Source organism: Streptomyces sp. NPDC047017, from assembly GCF_040644175.1.
Taxonomy (GTDB): domain Bacteria; phylum Actinomycetota; class Actinomycetes; order Streptomycetales; family Streptomycetaceae; genus Streptomyces.
This window is the reverse complement of the sequence record NZ_JBEYVW010000012.1, coordinates 261,209-273,104: the sequence shown is the minus strand read 5'-3', so window position 1 is coordinate 273,104 and position 11,896 is coordinate 261,209. Positions and strand designations below refer to the sequence as shown.

Here is an 11,896-nt window from a genome sequence, read left to right as displayed (position 1 = left end):
GTTTGGGTTTTTTGTGCGCGGGCCGGCGGCCCCCCCTAACCACAACCCGGCGTCGGGGGGTCTGGGGTGCGCCTGCGGGCCCGTCCCCCCCCCCCCCCCCCCTTCCCCACGAAACAAGGGCGCCCATGCCTGCGGTGCCCGGGCCGTCAGGGGACGGCCAGGTTCTCGCTCACCTTGCTTTCCGTCCGGGAACTGGCGGGCGCCTGAGAGGGGAGCCGGCGGGTGCGGTTCGCCAGGAGCGGAACACTTGGACGCGACGGTGGCCACTCAGCCGAACACCTGTATCAGCTCTGCTCCGGGGACGAGGTAGAGGGTGACCGCGGCGAGTGCGAGTGTCGCGGGCCCGCCCGTCAGGACGAGGATGGCGAGCCACAAAGGTGTGAAGAGCCGATAGGTGGCCGCGTCTCGGCCGGAGCGTGAGGCCGGCACGAACCAGACCGTCCGGTGCGGCATCGGGGCCACCTGGGGACCGCCGATCGTGCGCACGTGCTCGACGGTCGTCGGACCGGCCTTCACGGTGAAGACGTCCTGGTACGTTTTTCCCACGGTCCGTCTGCTGGTGAACTCCGCGCGCACCCTGCCGCCCCGGCACAGCACCGCCCACACGGTCGACAACGCGGCCCATGCGACCATCCCGGCGATACACGTGAGGCCACCGGCCATGCCGCCGAGCATCAGGCTGAACAGTGCCGCCATCGGATTGACAGTGATGCTCACTGCCACGGCGTAGCAGCCGGCCGCGGCCCATGCAAGGCGCTTGAGGAGTTGTGCGCGCGTGATCCGGTCACGCCAGTGCGGCTTGACCCCCGGCACGGGTCGCGGCTGGAGGCGAGGCTTCGAGTCGGCAGCCGGTGCGGCCGGGCGCGGCGACCCGGTGCCGGGATCGGCGGCTGCCGCGCGGCGACCGTGTTCCACGACGGGAGCGGGGCGCTTGCGGCGCCAGGGTCGTGCGTCCCGCCGGCCCCCTTGCGCCCGGGAGCGACTGCTGTCCTCGGCCTGCGCGCGGGCACGGGTACGCCGGTCATCGAGCCGGGCCAGCGCCGCGCGGCCTTCTTCCAGCACGACCAGCGCCGTGCCGAGATCCGGCCGCCGCCGCTCGGACAGCCGCCCGGCGCGTTCGTACGCATCGAGTGCCCTCTCCCAGTCGCGGACGTTTTCCGGAGTGCCGTCAGCTCCGCCCGGTGTGAAGGAGTGCGCGGCGAGCATCTCGCCGAACGCCGTGATCTCCTCGGTGATCGTCCGCCGCCGCGCCACCGCGGCCACATGGCGCTCGCGTCGTACCCCCATCGATCCCCCTCATGGTCCGAGGAATCCATACTCGACCCGCGAAGCACCGCGGCGCACTGTGGATGCCGAAGCGAGAGCAACCGGTCGACCGCCGTGTTCCTGGCCCGTGCGCCTGCATCCCTGGTGGCACGCCCCTGCCCGGGAGAGCAGAGGTGCCGCAGAAGACCGCGAACTCAGCATCACCGTTGTATGGCTGGGGTGTTGAGCGTCGAGCGGGTGTGAGCGGAGACGGGTCGGCTTGAGCGCGAGCAGGCAGGGACGAAGACGTCCTCGTCGACCCCGCCGAGGACGAATCCGTTGCCGAAGCAGAGTCAGCTGCTCCCCATCTCCCCTGCGTCGGTCACGTCCGCCACGTCCGCGCGGTGCAGGAACGCCTCGACGAGGCGGTCGGTGAAAGCCTGGTCGACGGGTTCCGCCGTCACCAGGACGCGGTGGTAGACCGGTCCCACGAGTTGGTCGATCTCCGCCGCCATGTCGAGTCCGGCGGCGAGCCGGCCGCGTTCCACCGCGCGTTCCAGTGGGAGTCGGTCGCGTCGGCGCTGTTCGTCGAGGTATCCGGACCGCAGGGCGGCGGCGAACGCGGGATCGTGCTGAGCGTGCCCGATGAGGGCTTTGAAGACGGCGCCCGCGTCGGACCGAGTGCGAAACAGGGCCAGTTGGCGCAGGTGGGCGCGTAGGTCCGAGGCCAGGTCGCCGTGGTCCGGCGGGGTCAGGGCTTCGGCCGCGTCCTGGAGGAAGGCGTCCAGGAGGATGTCGTTCTTGGTCTTCCACCAGCGGGAGACGGTCTGCTTGGCGACGCCCGCACGGGCGGCGATGCCCTCGATGGTGACGCCGGTGAAGCCCTTCTCGACCAGGAGGTCGTCGGCCGCCTCCAGCACTGCCTGCCGGGCCTGTTCGCTGCGACCGTGCCGGTTGCCGTGGTGGCGTGCCGCCGGTTGCGGCCCGGCCGCCGCGGCGCCCGTACTTCCTCGTTCCATGTCTGCCTCCTGGGGCCGGAGTAGGCAAGGACCTCTAGACGTTACGCAACGGTGCGTCTAGTCTGGGTTCATGGCCCCCACCAACACCCTCGAAGACCCCCGCGTCGCCTCCGCCCTCGACCGGATGTTCCGGCACGCCGAGCAGGACGAGGCGACCAGCAGGCGGGTCCGGGCGGCGTGGCCCCAGAGTTCCGCGCCCCTCGGCCCGCAGGATCAGGCCGACGCCAATGCGGAGGTGTACATGCCGATTTCCGCCCAGGGCGGCCGCCTCCTCTACAACCTGATCCGCGCCGCCCGCCCCGCCACCGTCATCGAGTTCGGCACGTCCTTCGGCATCTCCACGCTCCATCTCGCCGCCGCGGTGCGCGACAACGGGACGGGGCGGGTGATCAGTACGGAACTGAGCGCCGCCAAGGCCGCGGCCGCCCGCCGGACGTTCGCCGAGACGGGGCTGGACGATCTGATCACCGTCCTCGAAGGAGACGCCCGCGACACCCTCGCCGCAGTCACCGGCTCCGTGGACTTCGTCCTCCTCGACGGGTGGAAGGACCTGTGCCTGCCCGTCCTGCGACTCCTCGAACCACGCCTCGCGCCCGGCACCCTCGTCGTCGCCGACGACGTCGACCTGGAGGACCTCGCGCCCTACCTCGACTACGTCCGTGACCCCCGGAACGGCTACCAGAGCGTCACGTTCCCCGTGGAGGACGGAATGGAGATCAGCTGCCGCCTCTAGACCTAACGATCGGCTCCTGTCCCCCGGCGGGCTGACAGCAAGGGCGAAGCCCCGTCCGGACCCGGGGATGTGGTCCGGCGTGAGCGCTTCCGTCACCCGCTCGGCAGAGGAGGTGAAGGTGCCCGAGGTCCGGATCGGCTCACGCCGCTACGCGACGAAGCCAGCCGCAGGTCAACACGTACTACGAGTCCCGCAAGATGTCCCACCCGCTCGTGTCCGACGAGAGCGGCCGGCCCCTCGCGCCCGATGACACGCATGTCTCCTACTTCCGTGGCCCGCGCTTCCACGACATCGCGATGGAGTTCGTCCGGGCCGCCGACGGCTCGACGCCGCCGACCTGACCGCAGAGACGGCGCGGAGCCCGGTCCTGTTCACTGACCGGGCTCTGGCGGAGCGCTGGTACGCCCGCCACCAGGAGCACGCGGTCCTCGGGCTGCTGCCGGCCAAGGAGACCCTGCACCGTCCCCGCAGGTAGCGCCCTGCCCCACCGCGCATCGCGCGCCCGACGCGGTGCGCGGCATCGTGACCGCCGCTCTCGGGCAGAGCGGCGGCGTGCCGTCGGACGTCGACGGCCACCGCGCGGGCGCGGGTCCGCAGCCGACTGCTGCGGCCAGTTACGTGGTGGCGGATGCCTGGAGCGCGGGCTACGGACGTAACGCCGTGCATCGGTCGGGGCGAGCATCTCGGCCGCCCCGCCCGCCGCGCCGAGTGATCAGGGGCACAAGAGCTTTCCATGACACGCCCCGCCCGCCGCGCGGCCGGGGCGGTCTACGGCTGGGCGGCGGGGGCGGGGTCGGCGGCCGGGAGCGGTGTCGGCTGGTCCCGCTGGGCCGGTATGGACCGGCCGGGCTGGTCGTCGTCGCGCCGGGGCCTGCCGATGCGGAGGTCCTTCAGGCGCATGGCGGGGCGCTCCACGAGGTGCCAGGACGCGGCGGCGAGCAGGAAGGTGAGGACGAGGGTGAGTGCGAGATAGGCGGCCATGCCCCAGCGGGCGTACCCGAGCAGGGCGAGGGTCTGCTGGACCAGGAAGCCGTAGATGTAGATGCCGTAGGAGTAGTCGTGCTTGGCGCCGATCCGGTGGCAGGGAGCCGGCAGCCGGATGGCGAGCCAGAGCAGGAGGTACGCGAAGGCCGGCAGGCCGACGGTGAAGAGGTAGCCGTAGTGGAGGCTGGCCAGCAGGACGACGAGCGAGGCGATGCCCAGCGGGTCGCTGACGGGTACCCGCTCGCGGTAGACCTCGATGAGCGCGCCGAGCGCGAAGGCGAATCCGAGGTAGACCAGGAACGAGGGGGTGAAGGGGGCGAAGGGCGGCAGGTGGACGTTCCGCAGGTAGTGCGCGTCGTACGGGCCGGCCCAGAAGGGGTCCGTGCTCGCCTGGCGTACGACGAGCCAGCCGAGCACGAGCGTGATGAGCAGGACGGCCCGGCGGGCGCGGGTCAGGATGCCGGTGAGGGCGAGTGCGGCCACGCCGAGGTAACACATGAACTCGTAGCGCAGGCTCCACAGCGCGCCGTCGAACGCCTCGTTGTGGACGCGCCCGGCCGCGTGCGCGTCGGCCATCACCCCGGCGATGTCGTGCTCGTTCGTCGAGACGGCCCAGTTGACCCACAGGTGGTGGAACGGGCCGTGCGGGGCGCCGTCGAAGCCGTCGAGTGAGGAGTGGAGGCGCCAGTACAGGAGCGGCGCCACGACGAAGGCGGCGACGGCCAGGCACACCCAGAAGCCCGGCAGGATGCGCAGGACGCGGTGCCAGAGGAAACGGCCGACGCTGAGGCGGCCGCCACTGCGGGTGACGAGGATGCCGGAGAGCACGAAGAAGCCGTAGACCGCGAGTTTGCCGAGGTCGGCCTGTCCGCCACTGAATGTGTGGAGATACTCCTTGCCCCCGTACCCGAGGACGCGGGCATGTGAGAAGACCACCGCCAGAGCCAGACAGAGTCTCAGCAGACCGAGACTGTTGTTGCGACCGGTGAGCAATTCGGCGACGGTGCCATGCGACCATCGCAGCGCGAAACCGCGATGCATAAAGTTCCTTGAGCCTTCCTATAGCTCGATTTTGCCCATAGAGATCCCACAGTATCCCGCCCGGTTCCCGGGCCGACTGGTTCCGGGTTCCGCAGGGGCCTCTGGCAGGGCCTCTGACATGTGATGCGGGCGACGCACTGTGCGCCATCTCACCCCGTTCCCCGTTCCAAGCCGGCCCGGGGGGCGGGTGGTCACGCCGCCATGTGGCGGGTGATCAGTTCCAGTAGGCGTAGCACGGCCGCGTCCGCTTCCGGGCGGTGCACCGCGACCAAGGAGGTTTCCAGGTAGGGCGATGCCCCGCGCAGGGGGACGAAGGCGACCTCGGGCACCCCGAAGTCGCGCAGTCGCTCGGGCAGCAGGCTGACGCACAGTCCGGAGGCGACATAGCTGAACAGGCCGGTGAGGTCGTCGGACACCGCACGGGTGCGGGGGGTGAAGCCGGCTTCGTGGCAGGCCAGTTGCACCTGGTGAGCCAGGGCCGGGAGCGCAGCGGCATCGGGCAGGACGAAGTCCTCTTCCCGCAGGTCACCCAGAGCGATCTCGTCGGCGTCGGCCAGCGGATGATCGTGCGGCACCGCCGCGGCGATGCGCTCGACGGCGAAGTCACGGCTCACGAGGTCCGCCGACAGCGGCGAAGGGTCGCGCAGGAATCCCAGGTCCAGCGTGCCGGAGCGCACCATCTCGGCGAGGGCGGCCGGCGAGTCCTGGTGCAGGTGTACGCGCAGGCCCGGAAGTTCCTCGGCGGCCGCCCTCAGAAGACGCGGCAGGTAGTGGTGGCTGAGAATGCTCACGTATCCCACCCGCACGTCACCGGCCAGGCCGCTGCCGACTCTGCGTACGCGCTCGATGGCCGCGGACTGCGCGTCGAGCAACCGCCGCGCGTCTGTGGCAAACGTCTTGCCGGCCGAGGTCAGCGACACCCCGCCCCGCCCCCGCTCGAACAATCGCACCCCCAGTCCCCGCTCCAGGCGCTGGATCGACTGGCTCAGCGGCGGCTGGCTCATGGACAGGCGTTCCGCGGCGCGGCCGAAATGCTTCTCCTCGGCCACCGCCAGAAACTGCTCCAGCAGGCGCCTGGTCAGTTGGATATCGTCAATCATATCGCCCATGAATCAATCATATATTGGACAGACCGTAGTCCCGAGGTGTCCACTGAGTCGTGTGAGTCGTCGTGGGCGCTCAGCACGCAGCGCCCCTCCCCCCGGAAAATCCGATGCGGGAGAGGTCCGCGCATTTCTGCGGAACAGCCCCCGGCGGACAACACCAGCCACTCGCTCCGCCGGCTGAGTGGGGCGTTCTTCTCCCTGGAGGCTTTGATGCAGAAGCAGGATGTCGCCCGGCTCTTCACCACCCCCGTGGATGCCCCGGCCTACGCGCCGACCCGGTACCGGTTCACCAACCGCGAGTACCTCAACATCTACTACCGCACCGACCCGGAGGCCCTGCGTCGGCTGGTCCCCGAGCCGCTGGCGATCACGGACCCGGTCGTCCGGTTCGAGATCATGCGGATGCCCGATGTCACCGGCCTGGGCGACTACACCGAGGCGGGTCAGCTCGTCTCGGTGGAGCACGAGGGTGAGGCGGGCGAGTTCCATCTCGCGATGTACGTGGACAGCGTGCCGGCGATCTCCAGTGGCCGTGAGTACAGCGCGTACCCGAAGAAGGGCGGCTCACCCTCGCTCTACGTGGACTCCGACACGTTGGTCGGGACGCTCGACCACGGGACGCTGCGGGTGGCCACCGCCACCATGGGCTACAAGCACCACGCCATGGACCTCGACGAGGCCCGGGCCGAGATCTGCTCGCCCAACTTCATGATCAAGACGGTACCGGACTACGACGGAAGTCTGCGCGTGTGTGATCTCGTCCGCACCCAGGTCACCGACGTCACCGTCAAGAGCGCCTTCACGGGCCCCGCCCGCCTGGAACTCTTCGCCCACGTGATGGCTCCGCTCTCGGACCTGCCCGTCGTCGAGATCGTCAGCGCCAGCCACATCGTCACCGACCTGACCCTCAACCCGGTCAAGCCCGTCTACGACTACCTGGCCGCCTGATCCGGCAGCGGACCGCGGAGTCGTCCTCCAGCAGCGGCGACCGGGACGGCTCTCCCTCCCCACGCCATTCAAGAAAGGCTCGAACCATGACCCCCACCCCTGAGCCCGCTCCGGACTCCTACAAGCGTGCCGCGATCATCGGCGGCGGGGTGATCGGCGTCTCCTGGGCCGGTCTCTTCCTGGCCCGCGGCATCGATGTCGTCATCAACGACCCGCGCGGTGACATCGAGGATCTGGTCCGGGCGGGCCTGGAGGAGATCACCCCCGCTCTGGCGGAACTCGGGCTATCCACCGAGAACCTCACCGCCGGGCTCTCCTTCGAGGCCGACCTGGCCGCCGCCGTGGCCGGCGCCGACATCGTCCAGGAGAACGGCCCCGAGCGCCTCGAACTCAAGCAGCGGATCTGGCAGACCGTCGAACAGAACGCCCCGGCCCACGCGCTGCTGGCCACCTCCACCTCCAGTATCCCGGCGACCGCCATCGCCAAGGCGATGACGCGGCCCGAGCGCCTGATCGTGGGCCACCCCTTCAACCCGCCGCACCTCGTGCCGCTGGTGGAGATCGTGCCCGGCGAGAAGACCTCCGAGGAAACCGTTCGCCAGGCCACGGCGTTCTACGCCGCGCTCGGCAAGAAGCCGCAGGTCCTGCGCAAGGAGGTGCCCGGCTTCGTCGCCAACCGCCTCCAGTCCGCGATCTTCCGCGAGTGCGTGTACCTCGTCGCCCAGGGCGTGGTGACCGAGCAGGAACTCGACGACATCGTCACCTCCTCCATCGGCCTGCGCTGGGCGGTCGCCGGCCCCTTCCGCACCTTCCATCTCGGCGGCGGTCCCGGTGGCCTGCCCCACTTCATCGAACACCTCGGCCGCGCCATGGAGGCTGGCATGTGGCCGGTCCTGGGCAGCCCCACCTTCGACGACACCACCGTCGCCACCCTCATCGACCAGGCGAACGCGGCCTTCGGCGACGGCACCGTCGAGGAACTCGCCGCAGAGCGCGACCGCGCGCAGATCGCCCTCATGCGCGCCCTGGGTGAGACCCCGGGCTCCGCCACCAGCCACGGCTGACCGGCCCCACCCCCACCGCACCACATCCGAGAAACGAAGAGAACATGTCCCTCCCTGACAAGTCCCTCACCGGCAAGATCCAGAAGGCGATCGCCGACCCGGCCGCCGACGACGCGTTCGACGTCCACGCTGAGACGAACGAGGTCCTCGCGGGCATCGGCCTGGAGCCGGGCGACACCGGCGGCCACATCACCTTCGAGGGCGCCGACCCGGTCGTACCGAGCACCCTGCGCCTCGGCGCGGCCTCCGGCATCGCCCTGGTCGCCAAGTCCGCCGCCGTCGCCGCCCTATGGAAGGACCGCACCGGCCGCGGCCAGGACATCCACATGGACCTGCGCAAGGGCCCGCACCGCCTGTGTCCCTTCTACGAGGGCAAGTGGGAACTCCTCAACGGCTACACCAGCGGCACCCCGTCCATCATCAACATGGCGTACGCCAACAACTTCTACCGCACCGCGGACGGGCGCTGGATGATGCCGTTCAACATCTACCCCAACATCAAGGTCGCCGCCCAGCGGCTGCTCGGCGCCGGTGACGTCCCCGAGCACGTCGAGGCCGCGATCTCGCAGTGGAACGCTCGGGAACTGGAGCAGGCCGGCGCCGAGGCCGGCTGCGTCATGCCGATGGTGCGCACGCCTCAGGAGATCCTTCAGGAGGAGCAGTACACGCAGGTGCTCTCCAAGCTGCCGCTGGTGGAGATCACCCGCATCGGTGACAGCGACCCGGAGGAACTGGCCGCCCACCCCGTCGCCCCGTTCGACGGCGTGAAGGCGCTGGGCATGGGTCACATCATCGCCGGCGCCGGTGCCGGCCGTGCCATGGCGCTGCACGGCGCGGACGTGCTGAACCTGTGGCGCCCCTGCGAGCTTGAGCACGACGTCACCTACAACACCACCGGCGTGGGCGTGCGTTCGGCGACGGTGAGCCCGTACACGAAGGAGGGCCTGGCCCTCATCCACCAGCGCCAGTCCGAGGCCGACGTCTTCTACGCCAACCGCCGCCCCGGCTTTCTGGACCGCATCGGCCTGTCCGAGGACGAGGCCATCGCCCGCCGTCCCGGCCTGGTCTACACCACCGTCTCGCTTAACGGCAGGACCGGTCCGTGGAAGGACCACCTCGGCTTCGACCAGACCGCCGGCGCGCTCACCGGGCTGCTCCACCTGGAGGGCGACGGCGACAAGCCCGCCCTGCCGCCCATCACCGTCGTCAACGACTACCTCGTCTCCTGGTTCCTGACCGCCGGCGTCGCCGAGGCCCTGCGGCGCCGCGCCAAGGACGGCGGCAGCTACCGCGTCCACGTCTGCCTGTCCCGCGTGGCCCTGTGGATCCTGTCCATGGGCATCTTCGACCAGGGCTACGCCAAGGAGATCGCGGGCACCGGCGAGCTGCACGCCTACCCGGACCCGGAACTCTTCACCGCCGAGACCCCTCTCGGCCACTATCAGGGCATCACCGATCAGGTACGGATGTCCGACACCCCCGGCGCCTACCGGCAGATCCTCGTCCCGCGCGGCTCGCAGCGCCCGGAGTGGCTGCCCACCGCCTGACCGTCTGCCCCTTTGACCGTCCTGCCGCCCGCGGTCTCGGGACCTGTCTCGCCGTCGGCGGGGCCGGACAGCTGAGTCGGTCAGAGGTACGGGTGCCGGTGCCGGCACTTGGTTCCGCCCGGTCTCAGTCGTCTTCGGTGATGAAGCCGGTCAGTGCGGCGGCGACGGCATCGGGCTGTTCGTCGGGGATGAAGTGTCCTGCGTCCGGCACGACGATCCCGGTGGCGTGGTCGGCCCACGGCCTGATGGACGCTGCCATGTCGGGGATGGAGCCGTGGCTGCTGGAGATCCCGAGAACCGGGACCGTCAGGTGCTGCTGTTCCAGCGCTTCGTGGTTCTTCCGCGCCGACTCGGCGGCGTGCCGGTAGTAGGCCAGGGATGCGCGGAGACCGCCGCCGGCGGCCACGGACGCGGCGTACTGCTCGATTTCGGCGTCGTCGAAGGTGTCGGAGGAGAGGGTCTTGGCCTTCAGGAACCAGCCGACGTACTCCCGTTCGCGGCCGGCGAGCAGTGTCTCGGGCAGGTCGGGCACGAGGTGGAAGGCGAAGTGCCAGGTCTTCCACGCCTGTTCGGGGTCGGTCGGAACGGCGTCGGGGAGTGTGATGCCCGGGATGCCGGCGTCGAGCAGTGCCAGGCCACGCAACCGGCTCTGGTGCTTCAGGGCGAGGGAGAAGGCGACCCACGCGCCGATGTCGTGGGCGACCAGCCAGTACGCCGGGACTCCGAGCGCCTTGACCGCGGCGTGGACGTGCGCGGCGACCGTGTGCGTGTCGTAGCTGATGTCCGGGCGTTCGGAGTGGCCCTGGCCCGGCAGGTCGATCGCGATGACGTGGAATCGGGCGGCCAGGTGCGGCATCACCTTGCGCCATGCCCACCAGGTCTGCGGGAATCCGGCGAGCAGCACGACGGCCGGACCGTCTGCTCGGCCGCCCTCGACCGCGTGGAGCCGGACGCCGCCCGCGTCGACCCAACGGTGGGTGAAGCCGGCGAGGTCGGGCAGCGGCAGGTCGCGGACCGGGTTGCGGGTGACGCGGGGGGTGCTTGCGGGGTCGTTCATGATTCTCCTTCACACGCCGTGATCATGTCCTCACCCTAACCCATCTTGAACTGTTTGGTTCAAGATGGGAGGATGGTCTCCACCGGGAGAAGGCAGAGCAGGGCAGGAGGGAAGTGCGGCATGGCAGGCAAGAAGCAGTTCGACATCGCCACGGCGCTCGATGCCGCGATGATCCAGTTCTGGCGGGCCGGTTACGCGGACACGTCGGTGGACGACCTGTCCCGGGCGACCGGACTCAACCGCAGCTCCATCTACTCCTCCCTCGGCGACAAGGACACGCTCTTCATGCGCTGCCTGGAGCGCTACACCACGCGTTACGGAGACAAGTACGACGCCGCGTTGTCCTGCGCCGCCGACCGGCCCCTGGCAGCCGCGCGGGCGTTCTTCGACATCACCCTGGAACGCATAGCGGACCCCGCTGTGCCCGACGGATGCCTGGTGGCCCAGACGGTCATGGCGACCCCAGCGCTGAGCCCGAGCGTCGCGGCGCGGGCACGGGAGGCGATCGGCTTCCAGCACACCCGGCTCCGCGCCGCACTGAAGGCCGGCCGACTGCACGACGAGGCGGCCGACTCCTTCGCGACCCACCTCGCGGCCGTGAACCAGTCCCTCGCCGTCATGAGCAGAGCCGGAGCGAGCACGGAGCAGCTGCGCGCCGTCATCGACGTGACCCTCGACGCACTCGCGCAGGCTCTCGACGCCGACGACTGAGAGGTGTCCGGCGAAAGCGGACTTCGCCGGCGCCGGTGACGGGCGATCGCGGTGGACGGCATGCCCGCGCGGTGCATGGCACCCTGAAGGCGGACCCGGGCCTGGTGGTGCTCGCCCGGTCCGAACCCCCCTCTTCGGCCGAACGTGATGACCACCGGCAACCACGCTGCTGCCGCCGCCGACGCCTCCCGCGGTGGCACGGTGCTGGTCGTCGGCGACGGCACAGTGGGCGGGCCTGTGCGCGGTGATCGCCGCCAAGCCGCTGGGCGCCGGGCGGGTCGTGCCGGCCGGCCGCCATGAAGGCCGTACCGGGCTGGGGCGCCGGTTCGGTGCCACCGTTGGCGTCGTCGAACACGGTGCGGAGGGCATCGCCCGCATCCGCGAGCTGACCGGTGGCGTGGACAGGGTGATCGAAGCCCTCATCCGCCCCTGACCCACCGC

11 protein-coding genes and 1 pseudogene are annotated in these 11,896 nt (G+C 70.3%); 7 read left to right on the top strand and 5 right to left on the bottom strand.

Annotated features, from left to right (window positions below; translation table 11 throughout):
• Window positions 1-267: 267 nt before the first annotated feature.
• Window positions 268-1,287: a hypothetical protein gene (locus tag ABZ858_RS21640; RefSeq protein ID WP_361380830.1), complete on the bottom strand. Its 1,020-nt coding sequence runs from the start codon at window positions 1,285-1,287 to the stop codon at window positions 268-270.
• Between the two features lie 311 nt (window positions 1,288-1,598).
• A complete protein-coding gene (locus ABZ858_RS21635) occupies window positions 1,599-2,264 on the bottom strand; it encodes a TetR/AcrR family transcriptional regulator (RefSeq protein WP_361380827.1) in 666 nt (221 codons plus the stop codon).
• 70 nt (window positions 2,265-2,334) lie between these two features.
• Between ABZ858_RS21635 and ABZ858_RS21630 the strand changes: the two genes are divergently transcribed.
• Together ABZ858_RS21630 and ABZ858_RS21625 are read left to right on the top strand one after the other, a co-directional pair.
• A complete protein-coding gene (locus ABZ858_RS21630; protein WP_361380824.1) occupies window positions 2,335-2,997 on the top strand; it encodes a class I SAM-dependent methyltransferase in 663 nt (220 codons plus the stop codon).
• Window positions 2,998-3,194: 197 nt separating this feature from the next.
• Entirely contained in the window at window positions 3,195-3,338 is a 144-nt protein-coding gene (locus ABZ858_RS21625) for a hypothetical protein (RefSeq protein ID WP_361380821.1), read from the top strand.
• 427 nt (window positions 3,339-3,765) lie between these two features.
• Here ABZ858_RS21625 and ABZ858_RS21620 read toward each other — a convergent pair whose 3' ends face one another.
• Window positions 3,766-5,022, bottom strand: a complete 1,257-nt coding sequence (locus ABZ858_RS21620) for an acyltransferase (RefSeq protein WP_361380813.1) — start codon at window positions 5,020-5,022, stop codon at window positions 3,766-3,768.
• A 191-nt stretch (window positions 5,023-5,213) separates the two neighbouring features.
• Complete coding sequence (locus tag ABZ858_RS21615; protein ID WP_361380810.1) at window positions 5,214-6,131, bottom strand: LysR substrate-binding domain-containing protein; 918 nt, start codon at window positions 6,129-6,131, stop codon at window positions 5,214-5,216.
• 207 nt (window positions 6,132-6,338) lie between these two features.
• Here ABZ858_RS21615 and ABZ858_RS21610 point away from each other — a divergent pair, with 207 nt between their 5' ends.
• The 3 genes from ABZ858_RS21610 to ABZ858_RS21600 all read left to right on the top strand — a co-directional run bounded on the left by ABZ858_RS21610 (window position 6,339) and on the right by ABZ858_RS21600 (window position 9,687).
• Entirely contained in the window at window positions 6,339-7,076 is a 738-nt protein-coding gene (locus tag ABZ858_RS21610; protein WP_361380807.1) for an acetoacetate decarboxylase, read from the top strand.
• A gap of 86 nt (window positions 7,077-7,162) precedes the next feature.
• Entirely contained in the window at window positions 7,163-8,140 is a 978-nt protein-coding gene (locus tag ABZ858_RS21605; RefSeq protein ID WP_361380804.1) for a 3-hydroxyacyl-CoA dehydrogenase NAD-binding domain-containing protein, read from the top strand.
• Window positions 8,141-8,184: 44 nt separating this feature from the next.
• On the top strand, window positions 8,185-9,687 hold the full coding sequence (locus tag ABZ858_RS21600) for a CoA transferase (RefSeq protein WP_361380801.1): 1,503 nt from the start codon (window positions 8,185-8,187) through the stop codon (window positions 9,685-9,687).
• Between the two features lie 124 nt (window positions 9,688-9,811).
• Here the strand turns inward: ABZ858_RS21600 and ABZ858_RS21595 are convergent, their stop codons facing one another.
• Window positions 9,812-10,744, bottom strand: coding sequence for an alpha/beta hydrolase (locus ABZ858_RS21595; RefSeq protein ID WP_361380798.1), 933 nt, complete (start codon window positions 10,742-10,744; stop codon window positions 9,812-9,814).
• 120 nt (window positions 10,745-10,864) lie between these two features.
• On the opposite strand from ABZ858_RS21595, the gene ABZ858_RS21590 reads away from it, so the two are divergent.
• Both ABZ858_RS21590 and ABZ858_RS21585 read left to right on the top strand, forming a co-directional pair.
• On the top strand, window positions 10,865-11,455 hold the full coding sequence (locus tag ABZ858_RS21590; RefSeq protein ID WP_361380794.1) for a TetR/AcrR family transcriptional regulator: 591 nt from the start codon (window positions 10,865-10,867) through the stop codon (window positions 11,453-11,455).
• A 141-nt stretch (window positions 11,456-11,596) separates the two neighbouring features.
• Window positions 11,597-11,876, top strand: a pseudogene (locus ABZ858_RS21585) (IMP dehydrogenase); the annotation flags it as partial.
• Window positions 11,877-11,896: the final 20 nt, after the last annotated feature.